The following is a 23,066-nucleotide window of genomic DNA, read 5'->3' on the forward strand; positions in this document are numbered from 1 at the left end:
TTACTTGTTCCAGCGATCCGCGGCGGCATGATCACTGTCGCGCCCTTCAACCCAACGCGGCCCGTCGCTGGTGTTTTCTTTCTTCCAGAACGGTGCACGGGTTTTCAGGTAGTCCATGACAAACGCGCAGGCGTCGAAAGCGGCCTGGCGATGGGCGCTGGCGGCGCCGACGAAGACGATAGGCTCGCCCGGCTCCAGCGCGCCGATGCGGTGCAGCACTTCCAGCTTCAGCAGCGGCCAGCGCTGCTCCGCTTCGATGGCGATTTTACCGAGGGCTTTTTCGGTCATGCCCGGATAGTGCTCAAGGAACATCCCCGCCACATCCAGCCCATCATTGAAGTCGCGCACGTAGCCGACAAAACTCACCACCGCGCCGACGCCGACATTGGCCGCGTGCATCGCGTTGACTTCAGCGCCCGGATCGAACGGCGTGGCCTGCACGCGAATCGCCATGGCTCAGCCTCCGGTTACGGTAGGGAAAAACGCCACTTCGTCGCCATCGACCACCGGTTCATCGAGTTGGCAGAGATCTTCGTTGCGTGCACACATCAGGTTCTGCTCGCTCAACACTTCAGCGCCGTCACGCTTTGCCAACAGTGCCCTCACGTCATCGACAGTGGCGAAATCGCCTTCGACCTTTACCGAATCCACGCCCAGCGCTTCACGGTAACGGGCAAAAAATTTCACGGTCAGGTTCATGGCTGCTCCGCTTGAAAGTGCCCACTCTTGCCGCCGACCTTCTCCAGCAGGCGCACACTTTCGATGATCATGCCGCGATCGACGGCTTTGCACATGTCGTAGATGGTCAGCGCGGCGACGCTGGCGGCGGTCAGCGCTTCCATTTCGACGCCAGTCTGCCCGGACAGTTTGCAGCGGGCGACGATGCGTACGGCGTCTGCGCCTTCGGCACTGAGTTCGACTTTGACGCCAGTGAGCATCAGCGGGTGGCACAGGGGAATCAGATCGCTGGTTTTCTTCGCTGCCTGAATGCCGGCAATGCGCGCCACGGCGAACACATCGCCCTTGGGATGGCCGCCGCTGACAATCATCTGCAACGTTTCGGGGAGCATGCGCACCAGCGCTTGAGCCGTCGCTTCACGGAACGTCACGGCTTTTTCAGTGACGTCGACCATGTTGGCGCGACCTTGGGAATCGAGATGAGTCAGCACGGGATTACTCCTGATCAGGAGCGTGGATTGTAAACCTGCGGGTCAGATTTCCGCATCACTGATTATGAATTCACCACCATCCCTTGTAGGAGTGAGCCTGCTCGCGATAGCGGTCTGATATTCAACATTGATGTCGACTGATCGACCGCTATCGCGAGCAGGCTCACTCCTACATTTTGATTTGTGTTTGGGCATAAAAAAACCGGGCGGCTTTTGGGCCGCCCGGTTTTGTGTGGAGAGTTACAGGTGCGTTTCGGCGTATTCAGCCAGGATCGAGCGAGGCACCCCTTGCAGGGTAATGTGCACACCGTTGGGGAAATCCTTGAAGCGTTCAGTCAGGTAGGTCAGCCCGGAGCTGGTCGCGGACAGGTAAGGGGTGTCGATCTGTGCCAGGTTACCCAGGCACACCACTTTGGAACCGGCGCCGGCACGGGTGATGATGGTTTTCATCTGGTGCGGCGTGAGGTTCTGGCATTCGTCGATCAGAATCAGGCTTTGCTGGAAGCTACGACCGCGAATGTAGTTGAGCGATTTGAACTGCAGCGGCACTTTGCTGAGGATGTAGTCGACGCTGCCATGGGTGTTTTCGTCATCCATGTGCAAGGCTTCGAGGTTGTCGGTGATGGCGCCCAGCCAAGGCTCCATTTTTTCCGCTTCGGTGCCGGGCAGGAAGCCGATTTCCTGGTCCAGACCCTGCACGCTGCGGGTGGCGATGATGCGGCGATAGCGTTTGCTGACCATGGTCTGCTCGATCGCAGCGGCCAGCGCCAGAATGGTTTTACCCGAACCTGCAGCACCCGACAGATTGACCAGGTGAATGTCCGGATCCAGCAGCGCGTACAGCGCCAGGCTCTGATAGATGTCGCGTGGTTTGAGCCCCCACGCCTCTTGGTGCAGCAACGGTTCCTGATGCAGGTCGAGAATCAGCAAGCGGTCTTCTTCAATCTCCTTGATCCAGCCAACGAAGCCCTGCTCATCAATGATGAACTCGTTGATGTGCACCGCCGGCAGGTTGTCGATCAGTTGCACCTGGTGCCAGGTGCGGCCATGGTCCTGACGGGTTTCGACCTTGCTCACGCGGTCCCAGAACGAGCCGGTCATGTTGTGGTAGCCGTTGGGCAGCAGGGATACGTCATCGACCAGTTGGTCGGTGCTGTAGTCCTCGGCCGCGATTCCGCAGGCGCGTGCCTTGAGGCGCATGTTGATGTCTTTGGTCACCAGCACCACAGGTTTTTGCGGGTCGCGGGTATGCAGGTCGATCAGTTGGTTGATGATTTTGTTGTCGTTCAGGTGCTCGGGCAGAATCAGGTTCGACTCAGCCTGCTTGCTCATCAGAATTGACAGCAAGCCCTTCGGTCCGCCCTTGCCGCGCTGGATCGGCACACCCAGTTCGACGTCTTCCGGGGAAGCATCGCCCAAGGTCTTGTCAATCAGCCGGATGGCCTGACGGCATTCGGCGGCCACGCTGTGATGCCCGCTCTTGAGCTTGTCCAGTTCCTCAAGCACGGTCATCGGGATCGCGACGTGGTGTTCTTCGAAATTAAGCAGGGCGTTTGGATCGTGAATCAATACGTTGGTATCGAGTACATAAAGGATTGGCTGGTTGGAAGAAGGGCTACGTCCGTGATCATCCATACTCGGTCACCTTTGTCAGAGCCAGTAGACGCAATACCTGGGCGGTGCTGCGCCTCGAAGTGACTGCCGAAATCTCACCTGCGGAGATTCAAGTGACTGCAAACAAACGGGTCTTGGAAGACGCCACCTGTGTTGCAGGTTTCGGCGGTCTGTCTTCGTAATACTCCAAAACCGATGACATAAAAAAGTACTTTGACGGTTTTTTTAAGTTTATTTTGCAGAGTGACGAAAAGCCCTTGGCGGACTGCCCAGACCCCGCTAAAGTCGGAAGTCCGCCTGCATCGAATTCCGCAAAAAAATCACTTCAAGCCCAATGTTTCCGGGCTTTTGCCGTTTCTCAGCGAAACGCGTCCTGACAGTCTTCCCAACCAATCCCACTTTGCGCCGTTTGCGTGATCAGCCATGGCATCGACGTCTTCACCGCGTCCTGCTTGACGTTGAAATTGATCACCCCGTGCCGCCACAACAACATCAGCGTCAGCACCCGTTGCGCGCTCGGGGCACCCTTGAGTTTGCCGGCGCCGTCCTGGGCATCAATGTCCCACAGCGCCACTTGCAGGCCCTGAGAATTGAAGAAACCTTGCGCATCGCTGCGGCGCTGGCCCTCCGGGGGGCGGAACAGCGGCACGTAGTTCTCCGGCAGCTTGTTCCTGACCAGATCAGCGCTGCGGCGCACCGAGTCCTGCCAATCCTGCCAATGGCTGTGGGAGCGAAACTCCCAGCCCTGCACGCCGACGCACTGTTGCGAGAACGCCGCTTGCAGGCTGCTCACAGAACGCTCGGCCAGGCGTGCCTGAATGTCCTTGCCCAAAACAAAGAACGTACCGCTCAGGTTCGACTTGCGCAGGTATTCAGTCAGCCAGTCGGTGTTGTCCGGTTGCACGTTGGCGGCACTGTCGAAGGTCAGCAGAAACAGCCGATCGTGCATGTCTTCGCCGTTGCGCTCGTAGTCGCCGAAACGATCGAATTCGTTGCTGGTCTGCGGCGACAGCGCGGCCTTGCGCATCAACTCATCCAGATACTGCAGATGGAAGATCCGGCTCGGTTCGGCCCACTTGGTGTAATAGCTGTCATCGCTGACCACGAATTTGGCGGCTTGCTCGCGCAGGGTCGGCAAGTCTTCGACGAGGAAGCAGAACGAGGCATCCTGATCGCAGCTTTGCTGGGCGTAGTTGTAGTTGGCCAACAAGCGCTGCCAGAGGCGTTGGCGCAGGCCGTTGATCGCGTCGATATTGACCGTACGCAAGCCCAGACGCTGGGCCAGGGCGGCCTCGTCCATCGATTCGGTGCCGAGCAGGCCACGGGCGAACATGAGGATTTCCGCCCGCGAGGCGACGTCGAACAGCGTCGGGCTGGTCAGTTGCTCCGGCCAGGTGCTGCGATCCAGCGTCGCCACATCGCCCGGCGCCGCAACGGCACCGAAGCTCAACAGCCACGCGGTGAATAAAAGAACAATGCGCAAAGGGGCGTCTCCATAACAAAACCCGCGCGGCACTATAGCTGATGTGCAAAATTCACGGACGCTGCCCTCACCCCAGCCCTCTCCCAGAGGGAGAGGGAGCCGATCTCCGTTGATTTTAAAATTTGAGTTCAACTCGATAGCTCAGGTCGGCGTAAATCGAAAGAATCACTCGGTCAGTCCCCTCTCCCTCTGGGAGAGGGTTAGGGTGAGGGAAAAATCCACCAGCCGTCGCAAATGCCCGAGCTTCCCCACACCTATAGCCCCCATAGCTGGAGTCAACTCGGACAACCCCCTAGAATCGCCCCCACGATTAAAGGAGACGACTTCATGCTGATGGTGATTTCCCCCGCCAAGACCCTCGATTACGAAACACCGCCGGCGACCCAGCGCTTCACTCAGCCGCAATACCTCGACCATTCCCAGGAACTGATCCAGCAACTGCGCGACCTGACGCCGGCGCAGATCAGCGAACTGATGCACGTGTCCGACAAGATCGGCGGGCTCAACGCCGCGCGTTTCGGCAGCTGGACGCCCGCGTTTACGCCAGAGAACGCCAAGCAGGCGCTGCTCGCGTTCAAGGGTGACGTTTATACCGGTCTCGACGCGCAGTCCTTCAGCGAAGCCAATTTCGACTATGCGCAAAAACACCTGCGCATGCTCTCCGGCCTCTATGGCTTGCTGCGCCCGCTGGACCTGATGCAACCGTATCGCCTGGAAATGGGCACCAAACTGGCCAATGCCCGTGGCAAAGACCTCTACGCCTTCTGGGGCACGCGCATCAGCGAATGGCTGAACGAGGCACTGGCCGACCAGGGTGACGACGTGCTGCTCAACCTGGCGTCCAACGAATACTTTTCAGCGGTCAAACGTACAGCCTTGAACGCACGGATCATCAACACCGAGTTCAAGGACCAGAAGAACGGCCAGTACAAGATCATCAGCTTCTACGCGAAAAAAGCCCGTGGCCTGATGAGCCGCTTCGTCATCCAGGAAAAAATCAACGATCCAGCCCAGCTCAAGCAATTCGATGTGCAGGGTTATCGCTACAGCGCCGAGCAATCGAAACCCGATAATCTGGTATTTTTGCGCGACCACGCCCCCGAATAAAGCATGCCCAATGCACGACTCTTTCTATAAAGAGTCGTGCACCTCGCACGATGTCAAAAATCCCTCGCCGTTTTTCGCCATTTTAATGGCGCCAGTTTTTCATCCCTGTCTTTTCTAAGATTTGTTTCACTCGACACTGATCATTTTTTTCAGTAGTGGCACCTAATTTTTTTCACAGTAGTGGCACAAAACTATCTACTGCGATTAATCGCCTATATATAAAGGGCGAAAGCAAAAGTGCTATCAAATTGAGACCAGTGCCATCTTTGACAATATTTCAAGAAATTTCAGATTTCGCGATGAGTGGACAGGAACTATGTCCAAATGCATAGCTCATACCACCGGTAACGATTCTCGCCGAGTTTGTACGAGATAACTTACGTTAGGCAGATAGCCATGTAACCAAGTTGTCACAGCAACTTGCCTAGATGACTAACCAGTCTGAAAACAACTAGATGGACAGGAGATATGCATCATTAATATCCCCTGCAAGGCCAAGGCCGCGCCCCTATAAACGTGCTCGCCTGAGCACCAAACCGCTTGATCCACGGGCTTTTCGCCTGACATCGAGCGCGCAAGACGATTGCACCAGAGTCTTCCACAAGGAAGATCCGCTGCATAACAGGGCACGTCATAACTATAAGGCCTGGTTGCGCACATCTTGAGTGCACTTATTTAGACACTCGGAACTTCGTATGCCTGCACACGGCATTGTGGCGCCTGTAAGCCGCACTTTCGAGTGCACTAGTGAACGCTGAACACCATTAACTCCGGCCTTCTAAGGCCTGATATATACAGAGGTAATTGCGATGCGCATCAGCATATTTGGTTTGGGTTACGTTGGCGCAGTGTGTGCCGGCTGCCTGTCTGCACGGGGCCATGACGTGGTTGGCGTCGACGTTGCCAAAGACAAGATCGACATGATCAACGCTGGCAAATCCCCCATTGTTGAACCGGGCCTGGGCGAACTTCTGCAACAGGGTATCCAGACCGGTCGTCTGCGTGGCACGACCAACTTCGCCGAAGCGATTCGTGACACTGACCTGTCGATGATCTGCGTTGGTACGCCGAGCAAGAAGAACGGCGACCTGGAACTGAACTACATCGAAGCGGTATGCCGCGAGATCGGTTTTGTCCTGCGTGAAAAAACCACCCGTCACACCATCGTTGTGCGCAGCACCGTACTGCCGGGCACTGTTGCCAACGTGGTCATCCCGATTCTCGAAGACTGCTCGGGCAAGAAAGCCGGCGTTGATTTCGGCGTCGCGGTCAACCCTGAGTTCCTGCGTGAATCCACCGCCATCGCCGACTACGACCTGCCACCGATGACCGTCATCGGCGAGTTCGACAAGGCGTCGGGCGACGTTCTGCAATCGCTGTACGAAGAACTCGACGCGCCGATCATCCGCAAGGACATCGCCGTCGCCGAGATGATCAAGTACACCTGCAACGTCTGGCACGCAACCAAAGTGACCTTCGCCAACGAGATCGGCAACATCGCTAAAGCGGTCGGCGTCGATGGCCGTGAGGTGATGGAAGTGGTTTGCCAGGACAAGACCCTCAATCTGTCCCAGTACTACATGCGCCCAGGCTTCGCCTTCGGTGGTTCGTGCCTGCCAAAAGACGTGCGTGCTCTGACCTATCGCGCCGGTTCCCTGGACGTCGAAGCACCGCTGCTCAACTCGCTGATGCGCAGCAACGAATCACAAGTGCAGAACGCCTTCGACATCGTTGAAAGCCACGACAAACGCAAAGTCGCCCTGCTCGGCTTGAGCTTCAAGGCCGGCACCGACGACCTGCGCGAAAGCCCGCTGGTGGAACTGGCCGAGATGCTGATCGGCAAGGGTTACGACCTGAGCATCTACGACAGCAACGTCGAGTACGCCCGTGTTCACGGCGCGAACAAAGACTACATCGAGTCGAAAATCCCGCACGTATCGTCCCTGCTCAACGCGGACTTCGATTCGGTAATCGACAACTCCGACGTGATCATCCTCGGCAACCGCGACGAGAAATTCCGCGCGCTGGCCCAGCAAGCACCGCACGGCAAACAGGTCATCGACCTGGTCGGCTTCATGGCCAAAGCCACCGACGCCGGTACGCGCACCGAAGGTATCTGCTGGTAAGGCAGCCCTGTAGGAGCTGTCGAGTGAAACGAGGCTGCGATCTTTTCGGGAACACCAAAATCCCAAGCGAAAGATCAAAAGATCGCAGCCTTCGGCAGCTCCTGCATGTCCTTGCAAGTTTTTGTAAGCCTGCCTTAACCCCATCGGGCCCGGCCCGAGATAGAGACGGATGCAGATTATGCACAGGCTAAAACACGGCCTACTTCAGGCCGCCGGTTGGCTGTTCTACCTAAGTTTGTTGATGGGCCTGGCCTTGATGCTGCCCACGTCCACATTCGACTCCGAGTCGAAGGACTTCATTTTCCTGATTGGCGCCGTGGGTATCTGGCGCTACTCGATGGGCGCAACGCACTTTGTGCGCGGCATGATTTTTCTCTACATCGTTTACCCGCACCTGCGCCGCAAAGTGCGCAAGCTGGGTAAAGCGGCGGATCCGTCGCATGTGTTTCTGATGGTCACCAGTTTCCGTATCGACGCGCTGACGACTGCGCAGGTCTACAGCTCGGTGATCCGCGAAGCCATCGACTGCGAACTGCCGACCACCGTGGTCTGCTCGATCGTCGAAATGTCCGATGAGCTGCTGGTGAAAGCAATGTGGGCGCGGATGAATCCGCCAGAACGCGTCAAACTCGACTTCGTGCGCATTCCCGGCACCGGCAAACGTGATGGCCTGGCCTATGGTTTCCGCGCGATCTCCCGTCACCTGCCGGACGACCGCGCCGTGGTTGCCGTGATTGATGGCGACACCGTGCTCGGCGAAGGCACCGTGCGCAAGACCGTGCCGTGGTTCCAGCTGTTCGGCAACGTCGGCGGCCTTACCACCAACGAGTTCTGCGAAGTGCGCGGCGGCTACATCATGAGCGAATGGCACAAGCTGCGTTTCGCCCAGCGCCACATCAACATGTGCTCGATGGCCCTATCCAAACGCGTACTGACCATGACCGGGCGCATGTCGGTGTTCAAAGCGTCAGTGGTAACCAACCCGGAATTCATCGCCGACGTTGAAAGCGACTCGCTGCAACACTGGCGCCTGGGCCGTTTCAAGTTCTTGACCGGCGACGACAAGTCGAGCTGGTTCAGCCTGATGCGCCTCGGCTACGACACCTTTTACGTGCCTGACGCGGCGATCAACACCGTTGAACACCCGCCGGAAAAAAGCTTCATCAAGGCCAGCCGCAAACTGATGTTCCGCTGGTACGGCAACAACCTGCGCCAGAACTCCCGCGCGTTGGGTCTGGGTGTGAAACGCCTCGGCGCCTTCACGTCGGTGGTGTTGTTCGACCAGCGCGTATCGATGTGGACGTCGCTGCTCGGCCTGACCGTGGCGATCATCGCCAGCTTCAAATACGGCACCGCGTTCATCCTCGTTTACCTGCTGTGGATCGGCATCACCCGCCTGATCCTGACCCTGCTGTTGTCGTGCTCCGGTCACCGGATCGGCCCGGCTTATCCAGCGATTCTTTATTACAACCAGATCGTCGGTGCGCTGGTGAAGATCTACGTGTTCTTCCGCCTCGACCAACAGTCCTGGACTCGCCAACCCACATCCCTGACCCGTGATCTCGCCAGCTTTCAACGTTGGTTCAACACCTGGTCGTCTCGGACCATGACCTTCTCCGCCGGCAGCATTTTCGTCGCCGTGCTGCTGATGATGGTCTGACCGCCCCCTTATTGAATTAACAAGGAAATCGCCCCTATGAATACCGCCGTCAACGCCAACGTAGTGCATGAATCCGAAGCCCAGCGCCAACACGCCCGCGTGAAAATCCCGGCCAAGCTGCGCTTTTTCGGTCCCGACCGGACGCCGGTTGAAGCGCGGGTCATCGACCTGTCTGCCGGTGGTCTGGCGTTCAACGCCGGGCAAATGCCACTGACTATCGGCGAGGTGTACAAGGCGCGTCTGCAATTCGTCATCGACAACCTCGGCCTGGCCATGGACGTTGAGCTGCAAGTGCGCTCCTACGACCGCCAGACCGGCCGTGTTGGCTGCCAGTTCCAGAACCTTGAGCAGCAGGACATTTCCACCCTGCGCCACTTGATCACGTCGCACCTGGCCGGCGACATCGTCAGCATCGGCGAAGTGTTGGCGACTCTGCAGCGCGACAACTTCACCAAGGCACGCAAGGTCAAGGACGGCGGCTCCGGCATGACCCCGTTCGGCCGCCTGAAAGCCGTGACGTTCAGCGCCGGCATTTTCGCAGTCGGTCTGGTCGCGGCGGGTTTCATTTTCAAATCGGTGTACGGCATGTACTTCGTCAGCCATGCGCAAGCCGGTCTGGTCAGCGTGCCGGGGATGAACATCACCATGCCGCGCGACGGCACCGTGCAAAGCCTGGTCAAGTCTGACGGCGTTGCAGCGAAAGGCGCGCCACTGGCGACCTTCAGCACCAGCATGCTCGACGTGCTCAAGGGCCATCTGGACGAAGACCAACTGGCCCCGGCCAAGGTTGAAGAACTGTTCGGCAAGCAAATGACCGGCACCCTGACCTCCCCTTGCGACTGCACCGTGGCCCAGCAACTGGTGGCCGACGGTCAATACGCAAGCAAGGGCGACGTGATCTTCTCGCTGGTGCCGCGCAACACCCAGGCCACGGTTGATGCGCGCTTCTCCTATCGCCAGTTCGGCGACGTGCGTCCGGGCACCCCGGTGAGCTTCCAGATCGCCGGCGAAGACAAAACCCGCACCGGCAAGATCGTCAGCAGCACCAGCCTGAAAAGTGCTGACCTGTCCTCCGACATCCGCGTGCAGATCCAGCCTGACGAGCCGCTCGACAGCAGCCTCGCCGGTCGCCCGGTGGAAGTGAACAGCGACCGTGGACCGAACCTGAACTGGCTGATCGACAAAGCCATGGCTGCCGGTCTTTAAGTCGAGGACATGCCTGTGACTACTCCACCCATCCTGAAAACACCGCGATCCCTGTGGGAGCTGGCTTGCCAGCGATTGGATCAATGCGGTCTTGCTGAAACACCGAGTCGCCTGAATCGCTGGCAAGCCAGCTCCCACAAGGGAACGGTGTGTGCCTTGGCACTGGCGGTGAGTCTGGCCGGTTGCGCCGGCCTGCCCGATCAGCGTCTGGCCAACGAAGCGCTCAAGCGTGGCGACACCGCTACCGCTGCGCAGAATTATCAGCAACTGGCCGATCTCGGTTACAGCGAAGCACAAGTCGGCCTCGCCGATATCCAGGTCGACAGCCGCGACCCCGAGCAAATGAAACAGGCCGAAGCGACTTATCGCGCCGCCGCCAGTGTTTCGCCGCGCGCGCAGGCGCGTCTTGGTCGCCTGCTGGTGGCCAAACCGGGTTCCACCGAAGCCGAGCACCACGAAGCCGAAAGCCTGCTGAAAAAAGCCGCCGCCAATGGCGAAGGCAATACGTTGATTCCGCTGGCGATGCTCTACCTGCAATACCCGCACAGCTTCCCCAACATCAACGCGCAGCAGCAGATCGATCAGTGGCGCAAATCCGGTTACCCGGAAGCGGGTCTGGCGCAGGTGCTGCTGTATCGCACCCAAGGCACTTACGACCAGCACCTGGATGACGTGGAAAAAATCTGCAAAGCCGCGCTCAACACCACCGACATCTGCTACGTCGAACTGGCCACGGTCTATCAGAAACGTGCCCAGCCGGAACAACAGGCCGAGCTGATCAAGCAGCTGCAGGCCGGTCACGCCCGTGGCACCGTCACCGCGCAGCGCGTCGATTCCGTGGCCCGTGTACTGGCCGATTCGACCCTGGGCAAGACTGACGAGAAAACCGCGCAGTCGTTGCTCGAGCCGATTGCTCCGGGCTACCCGGCGTCGTGGGTAACCCTCGCGCAATTGCTCTACGACTACCCGGAACTGGGCGATGTCGACCAGATGATGAAGTACCTCGACAACGGCCGCGCCGCCGACCAGCCACGCGCCGAGCTGTTGCTGGGCAAGCTCTACTACGAAGGCAAAATGGTTCCGGCCGACGCCAAAGTTGCCGAAGAACATTTCCAGAAAGCCGTCGGCCGCGAAGTCGCCGCCGACTATTACCTCGGGCAGATCTATCGCCGTGGCTACCTCGGCAAGGTCTATCCGCAAAAGGCCCTCGACCATCTGCTGACCGCTGCACGCAACGGCCAGAACAGCGCCGATTTCGCCATCGCCCAGCTGTTCTCCCAAGGCAAGGGCACCCAGCCCGACCCAGTCAATGCCTACGTGTTCAGCCAATTGGCCAAGGCACAAAACACCCCGCAAGCCGATGAGCTGGCGACCACCCTCGCCGCGCAATTGCCGCCCGAGCGTCTGGCCCAAGCCCAGCGTCTGCTGCAACAGGAGCAAGCCAGCCGTGGCGCTCTGAACCAGAACACGCTGCAACTGCACGCCCTGCAAGAAGAAGACGGCGAGGAAAAATTATGAAGTTGAATCCATTCGTGAAGGCCGGTATTGGCCTCACCTTCGCGCTGATCTGGTCTTGCCCGACACTGGCCGCGATGACTGAAACCAAAAACTTCGGCCTCGAAGTGAAAATCACCGGCCAGTCCGAAGACGACCGTGACCTCGGCACCGCACCCGGTGGCGACGTCAACGGCGTGGGCCTCGACCTGCGTCCATGGATCTATGGCGAAAGCGGCGCGTGGAGCGCCTACGCCATGGGCCAGGCCGTGACCTCGACTGACATCATCGAGACCGACACCCTGCAACAGTCCGACACCGACGGCACGCAGACCACCGACAACGGTGATCGCAAGACCAAGAAAAACTACCTGGCGATGCGCGAGTTCTGGGTCGGCTACAGCGGGCTCACGCCGTATCCGGGCGAAATGCTCAAGCTCGGTCGCCAGCGTCTGCGCAATGACGATGGCCAGTGGCGCGACACCAACATCGAAGCGCTGAACTGGACCTTCGACACCACCCTGTTGCGCGCCAACGCCGGTGTTGCCGAACGCTTCAGCGAATACCGCACCGACCTCAAAGAGCTGGCGCCGAAAGACAAGGATCGCCTGCACGCCTACGCCGACGCCGCTTACCAGTGGACGCCGGGGCAATGGGTCGGCATTCGCGGTCACCACACACACGATGACGGCAAACTCGATTACGCCGAGCCGGGTGTCCCGCGTGACTCGCTCGACAAGACCCAGAACGGCGACATCAGCTGGCTCGGCCTGACCGCCGACAGCGACGCCTACAACTGGCGCAACACCAACACCGTCAACTACTGGGGCAGCATCACCGGCATGAGTGGCGACCGCGACACAGTCAACCCGCTGAACGCCGACGGCAGCGCTCCAACCCAAGCCAAACGCAGCGAAGACGTCAACGGCTGGGCCACCGACATCGGTGTGCGTCTGCGCCTCGATCCGCAATGGCAAGTCGGCGGTGCGTATGCCCGCGCCAGTGCTGATTACGAGCAGAACGGTCTGGAAAGTAACCGCTCCAACTACACCGGTACGCGCTCGCGGGTTCACCGTTTCGGCGAAGCCTTCCGTGGCGAAATGAACAACATGCAGACCGCGACGCTGTTCGGTTCGTGGATGGTCAACGACGAATACGACGCCAGCCTGATCTACCACAAATTCTGGCGTGTCGACGGCAACAAGCCGGTGGGCAGCAACGGCATCAACGCGGTGGAAAACAACACCGACGATGCGACCGGCGCGATTCTGTCCAGCACCTCTTTGCCGCTTGAAGACGGCAACAAGGATCTCGGCCAGGAGATGGACCTGGTCGTCACCAAATACTTCAAGCAAGGCCTGTTGCCGGCGGCGTTGAGCCAGTCGATCGACGAACCTTCGGCGCTGGTGCGTTTCCGTGGCGGTGTGTTCAAGCCGGGCGATGCCTACGGCAAGCAGGTTGATTCGTACATGCACCGCGCGTTCATCGACGTGATCTGGCGCTTCTGATGCAAACCGCCAAGGGAGTGCCCGACATGATCAGCACCAGGATAGGCTCACTCAGCCTGCTGGCCGGCGCGATGCTGCTGGCCAGCGCCGGCGCCTTCGCCACGGTTGAACCGGCCGCACCGCAACCGGGCAAGCCGGCGACCATGGCCAAAGAGCTGCAACAGGCCAAAACCTACACCGTCAGCAGCGCGCCAACCGACGCGTTGAATCTGGCCGCGCCGAAACTGCCGGACATTTCCGGCTACACCGCCGAAGCCGCTGCCGCGAAGATCGTCCGCAGCAAAGCGGGCAAGATCAGCGTGCGCCGGATGATGCAGGAAGACGCGCTGAAGGACTTCATCGGCGGCGACAACAAGATGGCCGAATGGGTGGTGCGTCAGCACGGCATCCCGCAAGCGATCTTCGTCGACGACGGTTACATCAACCTGAAAGAGCTGGCGCAGAAACTGCCCAAGCAGTACTTCAGCGAGACCTCGCCGGGCGTGTACCTGTCGAAGTTGCCGATCGTCGTCGGCCGTAAAGGCATCCTCGAAATCGATGGCCAGACCCAGGAATTGCGCCTGTCGCAAGAAGCCGGCTCGTTCCTCGTCAACGATGGTCAGTTGTTCGTGCGCGACACCAAAATCACCGGCTGGCGCGAGAAGGAAAACGGCCCGGCCACCTTCCGTTCGCCGAAGGAATTCCGTCCGTTCCTGCTGGCCTGGGGTGGCACCGAGACCTACATCGTCAACAGCAAGATGGCCAGTTTCGGCTACGCCAACAGTAAGTCGTACGGCGTGAGTATTTCCCAGTACACGCCGAACATGGCGAAGGTGCTCAAGCGTCCTGAGCCGACAGGCTGGATCGTCGGTTCCGAGTTCTCGGACATGTGGTACGGCTTCTACTGCTACGAGACTCGCGACTTCGTGGTCAAGGGCAACACCTACAAAGACAACATCGTCTACGGCATCGACCCGCACGACCGTTCCCACGGCCTGATCATTGCCGAGAACACCGTGCACGGCACCAAGAAGAAGCACGGGATCATTATTTCCCGTGAGGTCAACGACAGCTTCATCTTCAACAACAAGAGCTTCGACAACCACCTCTCGGGCCTGGTGATCGACCGTAATAGCGTCAACAACATCATTGCCTACAACGAGATCTACAAGAACCACACCGACGGCATCACGCTCTACGAGTCCGCCGACAACCTGCTGTGGGGCAATAAGGTCATCAGCAACAAGCGCCACGGCATTCGCATTCGTAACAGCGTGAACATCCGCCTCTACGAAAACGTCGCCATGGCCAACGGTTTGACCGGCGTCTACGGCCACATCAAAGACCTCACCGACACCGACCGTGACATCAAGCTCGATCCGTTCGATGCGCAGGTGTCGCTGATCGTCGTTGGCGGTGAACTGGCAGCCAATGGCAGCGGCCCGCTGTCGATCGATTCGCCGTTGAGCGTCGAGCTGTATCGCGTGTCGATGCTGGCGCCGACCAAATCCAGTGGCATCAGCTTCAACGGCATCCTCGGTGAGCGCCAGGATGAAATTCTCGACCTGCTGGTGCGCCAGCAGAAAGCCGTGCTGATCGACCCTGTCGAACGCCAGACCGAAATGCAGGACTGAGGATAATTTTATGCACCCACACTTGATCAAATTACTCAGCCTGTCGGCCCTGACCGTGGGCATTCTCGCGGCCAGCAACGGCGCCCGCGCCGATGAAGGTGCCGCTGCCACGCCGCCAAAGTTCAGCGCCGAACCGTGCTGCAACCTGTGCCCGGCTGCGCATGACGCGAAGAACTACACCACGCGTTATCAGCAGAACTTCACCACGCTGGTGCAGGCGCAAGGCGACTGGTTGTTCCGTACCCAGGAAGACCTGCGCACCGAGTTCAACACCACGCCGGCCGGCTACAAACGCCTGCAACAGTTGCACGATGCGTTCAAGGCCAAAGGCGTTGAATTGGTGATCGTTTACCAGCCGACCCGTGGCCTGGTGAACCGCAACAAGCTCAACCCGCAGGAAAAAGCCGCGTTCGATTACGAGAAGGCTTTGGGCAATTACAAGACCATGCTCGGCCGTTTCGCCAAGATGGGCTATGTGGTGCCAGACCTGTCGCCGCTGACCAACGAATCGCTGCCGGACACCCTGCCCGCCCACGATTTCTACTTCCGCGGCGACCAACACTGGACGCCATACGGCGCGCAGCGCACGGCAAAAATCGTTGCCGAAAAGGTCAAGCAGATCCCGGCCTTCGCCGACGTGCCCAAGCGTGAATTCGAGACCAAGCGCTCCGGGCGCATGGGTAAGACCGGCACTTTGCACAACATGGCCGGGCAACTGTGCGGCACCAGCTACGCGATCCAGTACATGGACCAGTTCACCACCGAGCCTAAGGGCGAGGCTGGCGATGGCGATCTGTTCGGCGATTCCGGCAACCCGCAAATCACCCTGGTCGGTACTTCGCACAGCGGCAAGAACTACAACTTCGCCGGCTTCCTCGAAGAAGCCATCGGCGCCGACATTCTCAACGTCGCCTTCCCCGGCGGCGGTCTGGAAGGTTCGATGCTGCAGTACCTCGGCAGCGACGAATTCCAGAAGACTCCGCCGAAGATTCTCATCTGGGAATTCTCGCCGCTGTATCGCCTCGACCAGGAAACCATCTATCGCCAGATGATGTCCCTGCTCGACAACGGCTGCGAAGGCAAAGATGCACAGATGTCCGCCAGCACTACGTTGAAAGCGGGCAGCAAACAAGAACTGCTGGTCAACAGCAAGAACCTGAACCTGCAGAACAGCAGCCATCAGGTCGACATCCGCTTCGCCGACACTTCGGTGAAAACCCTGCAAGCCACCCTCTGGTACATGAACGGTCGCCACGAGGACATCAAGATCGAGAAACCGGAAACCTCCGACACCGACGGTCGTTTCGCCTTTGAGTTGCGCACGGACGAAGACTGGGCCTCGCAAAACCTGCTGGCGGTCGAAGTTCAGGGCCCGGAAGCGGGCGCCGCGCCACAGAAAGTCGAAGCGAAAATCTGCAAACGCAACGTATTCCCGGGTGCTGGGCAACAAACCGCTCAGGTCGGGCAATGAGGTCTGCTATGCGAAATCCGAAATTGAAATCTTTATTGGCCCCCACCCTGTTGAGCCTGGCGATGTTCGCCGGGGCCACTCAGGCCGCCGCCCCACTGCGTCCACCGCAGGGTTACTTTGCGCCTGTGGATAAATTCAAGACCGGTGACAAAAGCGAAGGCTGCGATGCAATGCCGACGCCGTACACCGGCCCGCTGCAATTTCGCAGCAAATACGAAGGCTCGGACAAGGCCCGTTCGACACTGAACGTGCAGTCGGAAAAAGCCTTTCGAGACACCACCAAAGACATCACCACGCTGGAACGCGGCACCGCCAAACGGGTGATGCAGTTCATGCGCGATGGTCGTCCGGAACAGCTCGATTGCACGCTGAACTGGCTGACCGCGTGGGCCAAGGCTGATGCGTTGATGTCGAAAGACTTCAACCACACCGGCAAGTCGATGCGCAAATGGGCGCTGGGCAGCATGGCCTCTTCGTACATTCGCCTGAAATTCTCCGACTCGCATCCGCTGGCGCAGCATCAGCAGGAAGCGCAGGTGATCGAAGCCTGGTTCAGCAAAATGGCTGACCAAGTCGTCAGCGACTGGGACAACCTGCCGCTGGAAAAAACCAACAACCACTCGTACTGGGCAGCCTGGTCGGTAATGGCGACGTCGGTCGCGACCAACCGCCGTGACCTGTTCGATTGGGCGGTCAAGGAATACAAGGTCGGTGCCAATCAGGTAGATGCCGACGGCTTCCTGCCAAACGAACTCAAGCGCCAGCAACGCGCCCTCGCCTATCACAACTATGCCCTGCCGCCGCTGGCGATGATCGCCAGTTTCGCTCAGGTCAACGGTGTCGATTTGCGTCAGGAAAACAACGGCGCGCTGAAACGCCTGGGTGATCGAGTGTTGTCGGGAGTGAAAGACCCGGATGAATTCGAGAAGAAGAACGGCAAAGAGCAGGACATGACCGACTTGAAAGAGGACATGAAATTCGCCTGGCTCGAACCATTCTGCACGCTCTACACCTGCCCGGCGGATGTGATCGAGAAAAAGCGCGGCATGCAGCCGTTCAAGACCTTCCGCCTCGGCGGGGACCTGACCAAGGTCTACGACCCGTCCCATGAAAAGGGCAACAAAGGCTCATGAAGCAAAGCCCCTCACCCTAACCCTCTCCCGGAGGGAGAGGGGACTGATTGAGGTGGCTGTGCGAGTTACGCCGAAATGAAATACCGAGTCGATCTCAGGCGTTGAAAAACAACCAAGATCAGGCTGCACAGAAATACCGAGTCGATCTCCATTTTTGAAAGCCCTGGAGATCAGGCTCCCTCTCCCTCCGGGAGAGGGCGGGGGGTGAGGGAAAGATTTCAAGGCCCTGCTCGACCCTGACAGAAACACCGTTTCACCCCTCCACTACCACGGGGGGTTTGGGGGGGCTTTGGCCCTTGACTGTTGGTTCAAACATGGAGAGATCGGGATGGTATTTTCATCCAACGTGTTCCTGTTTCTGTTCTTGCCGATCTTTCTCGGCTTGTACTACTTGAGCGGGCAACGCTATCGCAACCTGCTGCTGCTGATCGCCAGCTACGTGTTCTATGCCTGGTGGCGCGTGGACTTCCTCGCGCTATTCGCCGCCGTCACGCTGTGGAACTACTGGATCGGCCTCAAAGTCGGTGCCGCCGGTGTTCGCACCAAACCGGCCCAGCGCTGGTTGCTGGCCGGCGTCGCGGTGGATCTGTGCATCCTCGGCTACTTCAAGTACGCCAACTTCGGCGTCGACAGCATCAACGCGATGATGACGTCGGTCGGTCTTGAGCCGTTCATCCTCACCCACGTACTGCTGCCGATCGGTATCTCGTTCTACATCTTCGAATCGATCAGCTACATCATCGACGTGTATCGCGGCGACACCCCGGCCACGCGCAACCTGATCGACTTCGCCGCGTTCGTGGCGATCTTCCCGCACTTGATTGCCGGCCCGGTTCTGCGTTTCCGCGACCTCGCCGATCAGTTCAACAACCGCACACACACCCTCGATAAATTCTCCGAGGGCTGCACGCGGTTCATGCAGGGTTTCATCAAAAAGGTCTTCATCGCCGACACCCTCGCCGTCGTTGCCGACCATTGCTTTGCCCTGCAAAACCCGACCACTGGCGACGCCTGGCTCGGCGCGCTGGCCTACACCGCGCAACTGTATTTCGACTTCTCCGGTTACAGCGACATGGCCATCGGTCTGGGCTTGATGATGGGTTTCCGCTTCATGGAAAACTTCAAACAGCCGTACATCAGCCAGTCGATCACCGAGTTCTGGCGCCGCTGGCACATCAGCCTGTCGACCTGGCTGCGTGACTATCTGTACATCACCCTCGGCGGTAACCGTAAAGGCACGCTGATGACCTATCGCAACCTGTTCCTGACCATGCTGCTCGGCGGTCTGTGGCACGGCGCGAACATCACTTACATCGTCTGGGGCGCCTGGCACGGCATGTGGCTGGCGATTGAAAAAGCGCTGGGCCTGAACACCTCGCCGCGCAGCCTCAACCCGATCCGCTGGGCGCTGACTTTCCTGCTCGTGGTCATGGGCTGGGTGATCTTCCGAGCCGAGAACCTGCACGTTGCCGGGCGCATGTACGGCGCGATGTTCAGCTTCGGCGACTGGTCGCTGTCGGAACTCAATCAGGCCAGCCTCACCGGCCTGCAAGTGGCGACTCTGGTCGTGGCCTACGTGACGCTGGCGTTCTTCGGTCTGCGTGACCTGTACACCAACCAGCCGCCGGCCAAGGTCAAACCTGAAGTCAACGTCGAGGCCAACGGCCCAGCGACGGCGACTCCGGGAATGATCAAGGCAGCGCCTGGCGAAAACCCGGCGAACATCCATGAGCCTGGCTACACCGTCGGCGTCGAAGCCCAGGTGCAACCGGCCTACTGGAGCGCGGACTGGTCGCGCTATGTGATGCGCGGGCTGATCCTGCTGCTGTTCATCGCCTCGATTCTCAAACTCTCGGCGCAAAGCTTCTCGCCGTTCCTTTACTTCCAGTTCTGAGGGATCTGACATGACCCGCTCATTACGCATCTTCTACATCGCCCTGTTCCTGGTGACCCTGTTGGTCCTCGGTCTGTGGTCGGTACGCAGCTTCTTCGGCTTCAGCACCAACGCTGATGCAACGGTGCTCAACGGCCGCTGGACCAAGGCTGTGGAAACTCACTACGACGATGAATTCCCGATCAAGCGTCTGGGTACCAACCTCTGGGCCGCGCTGGATTTCAAACTGTTCAACGAAGGTCGTCCGGGCGTCGTGCTCGGTCGCGATCAGTGGTTGTATAGCGATGAAGAATTCAACCCGATCGTCAACGAAGAGTTGAACCTGCAAGGCAACTACGCGCTGGTCGAAGGCGTGCGCCAGACCCTCAAAGCGAAAGGCGTGAAACTGGTGATGGCGATCGTGCCGGCCAAGGTTCGCCTGTACCCGGAACATCTCGGTGACGTGAAACCGGCGAGCATTCACGCCAACCTTTATCAGGATTTCCATAACCGCGTCGCGGCCGACAAGATCCTCGCCCCTGACCTGCTCAAGCCCTTCCAACAGGCCAAGCAGAACGGTGAGCAAGTGTTCCTGCGTACCGACACGCACTGGACGCCGGAAGGCGCCGAGATTGCGGCGAACACCCTGGCGAAAACCATCGCCGACAAGTTCCCGCTCAGCGGCGAGCCGCAGCGCTTCGTTACTACGCCGGCCGAGAAGGTCACGCACAAGGGCGATCTGCGCTTGTTCCTTCCGCTCGATCCGCTGTTCGAAAACCTGATGCCGGCGCAAGAGCCGCTGCAAAAGCGCAACACCGTCGCAGCCGGCGATCAGCCTGCCGGTGACGACGCGCTGTTCGCCAGCAATGAAGTGCCGGTGGCACTGGTCGGCACCAGCTACAGCGCCAACCCCAACTGGAACTTCGTCGGTGCACTGAAACAAGCGCTGCACAGCGACGTGGTGAGCTACGCCGAAGACGGCCACGGGCCGATCCTGCCGATGCTCAGCTACCTGAAAAGCGATGACTTCAAGAACAGCCCGCCACAGGTGCTGATCTGGGAGTTTCCTGAACGATATCTGCCTGTGAACAACGAAATCGGCGACGCCGACCCGCAGTGGGTCGCAGAGCTTAAACAAGCCGGCGCGCGCCAACAAAACGTAGCAATCAACACTAAATCCGAGACGCCCGATCGGGCGCAAAACTGAAAGAGAGGTAACACCATGACTTTCACGACTACTCCTCGTCGTCTCGCTAAAAGCTTCGCTCTGGTTGCTGGCCTCAGCGTGCTTTCCGTGCCTGCCTTTGCCGGTGGCGACGCCGCGCTCTACGGCCCGACCGCACCGAAAGGCTCGACCTTCGTCCGTGTCTACAACGCCAGCAACGCGGAAATCAGCGCCACCGTGGGCAGCACCAACCTGAGCGACGTTGCGCCACTGGCCAGCAGCGACTTCAGCTTCATGCCGGGTGGCGACTACAGCGCCAAGGTCGGCAGCCAGACCCTGCCGGTGAAACTCGCTGGTGACCACTACTACACCCTGGTCAACAACGCTTCCGGCGCGCCGCAACTGATCGAAGAACCGCCGTTCAAGAACAAGCAGAAATCCCTGGTGCGTGTGCAGAACCTCAGCGACAAGCCGCTGACCCTGAAGACCGCCGACGGCAAGACCGACGTGGTGCCGAACGTCGCCGCCAAGGGCCGTGGCGAACGTGAAATCAACCCGGTGAAAGTCAGCCTGGCGCTGTACGAAGGCGACAAGAAAGTCGGCGACGTGAAGCCGGTCGCGCTGGAGCGCGGTGAGGCTGCGGTGCTGTACGTCACCGGCAGCGGCAGCAGCCTGTCGCCAGTCTGGGTAAAACGCCCGGTGTCGACCCGCTAACAAATTTCCCGAACTGACGCAGCTCCCTTTGTAGGAGTGAGCCTGCTCGCGATATCGGTTTCACATTCACCGAATGTGTTGATTGACCCACCGCAATCGCGAGCAGGCTCACTCCTACAGGGGATCGCAGTGACCGTTCGGATACGAGACAAAAACAAGAGTGAAACGACACAGCGTTCGTGCCTCTAACCAATCGATTTTATGGAGTAAACAATATGATTCCGGTGATCTTGTCAGGTGGTAGCGGTTCACGTCTTTGGCCGCTTTCGCGTAAGCAGTTCCCTAAGCAATTCCTCGCCCTGACCGGCGAACACACCCTGTTCCAGCAGACCCTCGAGCGCCTGGTGTTTGAAGGCATGGACACCCCGATCGTGGTCTGCAACAAGGATCACCGCTTCATCGTCAACGAGCAGTTGAGTAACCGCAATCTGGAATGCCAGCGCATCCTGATGGAGCCGTTCGGCCGCAACACCGCGCCAGCCGTGGCGCTGACCGCGATGATGCTGGTCAATGAAGGTCGCGACGAGTTGATGCTGGTACTGCCGGCCGACCACGTGCTGGAAGACCAGAAAGCCCTGCAACGCGCCTTGGCGCTGGCCACCGTCGCTGCCGAAAATGGTGAAATGGTGCTGTTCGGCGTGCCGGCAACCAAACCGGAAACCGGTTACGGCTACATCAAATCCACGGCGGATTCGCTGCTGCCCGAAGGCGTCAGCCGCGTCTCGCACTTCGTCGAAAAACCCGACGTCAAACGCGCCACCGAATATGTCCAGTCGGGCGGTTACTACTGGAACAGCGGCATGTTCCTGTTCCGCGCCAGCCGCTTCCTCGAAGAGCTGAAAAAACACGATCCGGACATTTACGACACCTGCTTGCTGACCCTTGAGCGCAGCGAGCAAGACGCCGACACCGTCACCCTGGACGAAGCTACATTCGCCTGCTGCCCGGACAACTCCATCGACTATTCCGTGATGGAAAAAACCCAGCGCGCTTGCGTAGTGCCGTTGACCGCAGGCTGGAGCGATGTCGGTTGCTGGTCGTCGCTGTGGGAAGTCAACGAGAAAGACGCCAACGGCAACGTCACCAAAGGCGATGTGGTCATCCAGGACAGCAAGAACTGCATGATCCACGGCAACGGCAAACTGGTGTCGGTGATCGGCCTGGAAAATATTGTCGTGGTCGAAACCAAGGACGCCATGATGATCGCCCACAAGGACAAGGTCCAAGGCGTCAAGCAGATGGTCAACACCCTCAACGAACAGGGCCGCAGCGAAACCCAGAACCACTGCGAAGTCTATCGTCCGTGGGGTTCGTATGACTCGGTGGACATGGGCGGGCGTTTCCAGGTCAAGCACATCTCGGTCAAACCGGGCGCGTGCCTGTCACTGCAGATGCACCACCACCGCGCCGAACACTGGATCGTGGTCAGCGGTACTGCCGAAGTGACCTGCGACGAAAACGTGTTCCTGCTCTGCGAAAACCAGTCGACCTACATCCCGATCGCCTCGGTGCATCGCTTGCGCAACCCGGGCAAGATCCCGCTGGAAATCATCGAAGTGCAATCGGGCTCGTACCTGGGTGAAGACGATATCGAACGTTTCGAAGATATCTACGGTCGCTCCACCCCGATCGAACGCGGCGTGTCGGTGAAAACCATCGCGCAGTAAACCGCTCAGCAAGACAAAAAGCCCTCGCCCAGCCCACTGCGTCCCCTATCCGCAGTGGGTTGG

At 59.1% G+C, this 23,066-nt stretch carries 18 protein-coding genes; 13 read left to right on the forward strand and 5 right to left on the reverse strand.

Features of this window, described 5'->3' with window-relative positions; all coding sequences use genetic code 11:
* From moaE to JFT81_RS14855, 5 genes are all read right to left on the reverse strand, one after another.
* Window positions 1-453: a molybdopterin synthase catalytic subunit MoaE gene (moaE, locus tag JFT81_RS14835; RefSeq protein WP_008080204.1), complete on the reverse strand. Its 453-nt coding sequence runs from the start codon at window positions 451-453 to the stop codon at window positions 1-3.
* 3 nt (window positions 454-456) lie between these two features.
* Window positions 457-699, reverse strand: a complete 243-nt coding sequence (gene moaD / locus JFT81_RS14840; protein ID WP_096819168.1) for a molybdopterin converting factor subunit 1 — start codon at window positions 697-699, stop codon at window positions 457-459.
* Window positions 696-1,169: a cyclic pyranopterin monophosphate synthase MoaC gene (gene moaC / locus JFT81_RS14845; RefSeq protein WP_201147664.1), complete on the reverse strand. Its 474-nt coding sequence runs from the start codon at window positions 1,167-1,169 to the stop codon at window positions 696-698. Before moaC ends, moaD begins: the two co-directional genes overlap by 4 nt.
* 240 nt (window positions 1,170-1,409) lie before the next feature.
* On the reverse strand, window positions 1,410-2,804 hold the full coding sequence (locus JFT81_RS14850) for a PhoH family protein (protein ID WP_201147663.1): 1,395 nt from the start codon (window positions 2,802-2,804) through the stop codon (window positions 1,410-1,412).
* A gap of 337 nt (window positions 2,805-3,141) precedes the next feature.
* A complete protein-coding gene (locus JFT81_RS14855; RefSeq protein ID WP_201227871.1) occupies window positions 3,142-4,266 on the reverse strand; it encodes a polysaccharide deacetylase family protein in 1,125 nt (374 codons plus the stop codon).
* Window positions 4,267-4,593: 327 nt separating this feature from the next.
* On the opposite strand from JFT81_RS14855, the gene yaaA reads away from it, so the two are divergent.
* From yaaA to JFT81_RS14920, 13 genes are all read left to right on the forward strand, one after another.
* Entirely contained in the window at window positions 4,594-5,373 is a 780-nt protein-coding gene (gene yaaA, locus JFT81_RS14860) for a peroxide stress protein YaaA (protein ID WP_053117306.1), read from the forward strand.
* An 809-nt stretch (window positions 5,374-6,182) separates the two neighbouring features.
* Window positions 6,183-7,499 carry a UDP-glucose/GDP-mannose dehydrogenase family protein gene (locus JFT81_RS14865; RefSeq protein WP_008087506.1) on the forward strand — a complete coding sequence of 439 codons (1,317 nt, stop codon included), beginning with the start codon at window positions 6,183-6,185 and terminating at the stop codon, window positions 7,497-7,499.
* Window positions 7,500-7,674: 175 nt separating this feature from the next.
* Complete coding sequence (alg8, locus tag JFT81_RS14870) at window positions 7,675-9,159, forward strand: mannuronan synthase (protein WP_201228103.1); 1,485 nt, start codon at window positions 7,675-7,677, stop codon at window positions 9,157-9,159.
* 36 nt (window positions 9,160-9,195) lie between these two features.
* Complete coding sequence (locus JFT81_RS14875) at window positions 9,196-10,365, forward strand: alginate biosynthesis protein Alg44 (RefSeq protein WP_201227872.1); 1,170 nt, start codon at window positions 9,196-9,198, stop codon at window positions 10,363-10,365.
* 15 nt (window positions 10,366-10,380) lie between these two features.
* Window positions 10,381-11,883 carry an alginate biosynthesis TPR repeat lipoprotein AlgK gene (algK, locus tag JFT81_RS14880; protein WP_201227873.1) on the forward strand — a complete coding sequence of 501 codons (1,503 nt, stop codon included), beginning with the start codon at window positions 10,381-10,383 and terminating at the stop codon, window positions 11,881-11,883.
* The gene (locus tag JFT81_RS14885; RefSeq protein ID WP_201227874.1) at window positions 11,880-13,367 is read left to right on the forward strand and encodes an alginate export family protein; all 1,488 of its coding nucleotides are present in this window, start codon (window positions 11,880-11,882) and stop codon (window positions 13,365-13,367) included. The genes algK and JFT81_RS14885 overlap by 4 nt, the downstream gene beginning before the upstream one ends.
* Before the next feature lie 26 nt (window positions 13,368-13,393).
* Window positions 13,394-14,980: a mannuronan 5-epimerase AlgG gene (gene algG, locus JFT81_RS14890; RefSeq protein WP_201227875.1), complete on the forward strand. Its 1,587-nt coding sequence runs from the start codon at window positions 13,394-13,396 to the stop codon at window positions 14,978-14,980.
* 10 nt (window positions 14,981-14,990) lie between these two features.
* The gene (locus JFT81_RS14895; RefSeq protein ID WP_201227876.1) at window positions 14,991-16,451 is read left to right on the forward strand and encodes an alginate O-acetyltransferase; all 1,461 of its coding nucleotides are present in this window, start codon (window positions 14,991-14,993) and stop codon (window positions 16,449-16,451) included.
* 8 nt (window positions 16,452-16,459) lie between these two features.
* Window positions 16,460-17,584 carry a mannuronate-specific alginate lyase gene (locus JFT81_RS14900; RefSeq protein ID WP_201227877.1) on the forward strand — a complete coding sequence of 375 codons (1,125 nt, stop codon included), beginning with the start codon at window positions 16,460-16,462 and terminating at the stop codon, window positions 17,582-17,584.
* Between the two features lie 328 nt (window positions 17,585-17,912).
* Window positions 17,913-19,478: an MBOAT family protein gene (locus JFT81_RS14905; protein WP_201146620.1), complete on the forward strand. Its 1,566-nt coding sequence runs from the start codon at window positions 17,913-17,915 to the stop codon at window positions 19,476-19,478.
* 10 nt (window positions 19,479-19,488) lie between these two features.
* The gene (locus tag JFT81_RS14910) at window positions 19,489-20,664 is read left to right on the forward strand and encodes an alginate O-acetyltransferase (RefSeq protein WP_201227878.1); all 1,176 of its coding nucleotides are present in this window, start codon (window positions 19,489-19,491) and stop codon (window positions 20,662-20,664) included.
* Between the two features lie 15 nt (window positions 20,665-20,679).
* Window positions 20,680-21,336 (forward strand): alginate O-acetyltransferase AlgF, encoded by a 657-nt coding sequence (locus tag JFT81_RS14915; RefSeq protein WP_201227879.1) that lies wholly within the window; start codon window positions 20,680-20,682, stop codon window positions 21,334-21,336.
* 215 nt (window positions 21,337-21,551) lie between these two features.
* Complete coding sequence (locus JFT81_RS14920; RefSeq protein WP_159812211.1) at window positions 21,552-23,003, forward strand: mannose-1-phosphate guanylyltransferase/mannose-6-phosphate isomerase; 1,452 nt, start codon at window positions 21,552-21,554, stop codon at window positions 23,001-23,003.
* Window positions 23,004-23,066: the final 63 nt, after the last annotated feature.

The organism is Pseudomonas sp. TH43 (assembly GCF_016650635.1).
In the GTDB taxonomy this organism is placed as follows: Bacteria; Pseudomonadota; Gammaproteobacteria; order Pseudomonadales; family Pseudomonadaceae; genus Aquipseudomonas.

Excerpts from the sequence above, each read along its gene's own strand:
- moaE (WP_008080204.1), bottom strand. The coding sequence starts at position 453 with ATGGCGATTCGCGTGCAGGCCACGCCGTTCGATCCGGGCGCTGAAGTC.
- moaD (WP_096819168.1), bottom strand. The coding sequence starts at position 699 with ATGAACCTGACCGTGAAATTTTTTGCCCGTTACCGTGAAGCGCTGGGC.
- JFT81_RS14850 (WP_201147663.1), bottom strand. The coding sequence starts at position 2,804 with ATGGATGATCACGGACGTAGCCCTTCTTCCAACCAGCCAATCCTTTAT.
- yaaA (WP_053117306.1), top strand. The coding sequence starts at position 4,594 with ATGCTGATGGTGATTTCCCCCGCCAAGACCCTCGATTACGAAACACCG.
- JFT81_RS14865 (WP_008087506.1), top strand. The coding sequence starts at position 6,183 with ATGCGCATCAGCATATTTGGTTTGGGTTACGTTGGCGCAGTGTGTGCC.
- JFT81_RS14875 (WP_201227872.1), top strand. The coding sequence starts at position 9,196 with ATGAATACCGCCGTCAACGCCAACGTAGTGCATGAATCCGAAGCCCAG.
- JFT81_RS14885 (WP_201227874.1), top strand. The coding sequence starts at position 11,880 with ATGAAGTTGAATCCATTCGTGAAGGCCGGTATTGGCCTCACCTTCGCG.
- algG (WP_201227875.1), top strand. The coding sequence starts at position 13,394 with ATGATCAGCACCAGGATAGGCTCACTCAGCCTGCTGGCCGGCGCGATG.
- JFT81_RS14895 (WP_201227876.1), top strand. The coding sequence starts at position 14,991 with ATGCACCCACACTTGATCAAATTACTCAGCCTGTCGGCCCTGACCGTG.
- JFT81_RS14900 (WP_201227877.1), top strand. The coding sequence starts at position 16,460 with ATGCGAAATCCGAAATTGAAATCTTTATTGGCCCCCACCCTGTTGAGC.
- JFT81_RS14905 (WP_201146620.1), top strand. The coding sequence starts at position 17,913 with ATGGTATTTTCATCCAACGTGTTCCTGTTTCTGTTCTTGCCGATCTTT.
- JFT81_RS14910 (WP_201227878.1), top strand. The coding sequence starts at position 19,489 with ATGACCCGCTCATTACGCATCTTCTACATCGCCCTGTTCCTGGTGACC.
- JFT81_RS14915 (WP_201227879.1), top strand. The coding sequence starts at position 20,680 with ATGACTTTCACGACTACTCCTCGTCGTCTCGCTAAAAGCTTCGCTCTG.
- JFT81_RS14920 (WP_159812211.1), top strand. The coding sequence starts at position 21,552 with ATGATTCCGGTGATCTTGTCAGGTGGTAGCGGTTCACGTCTTTGGCCG.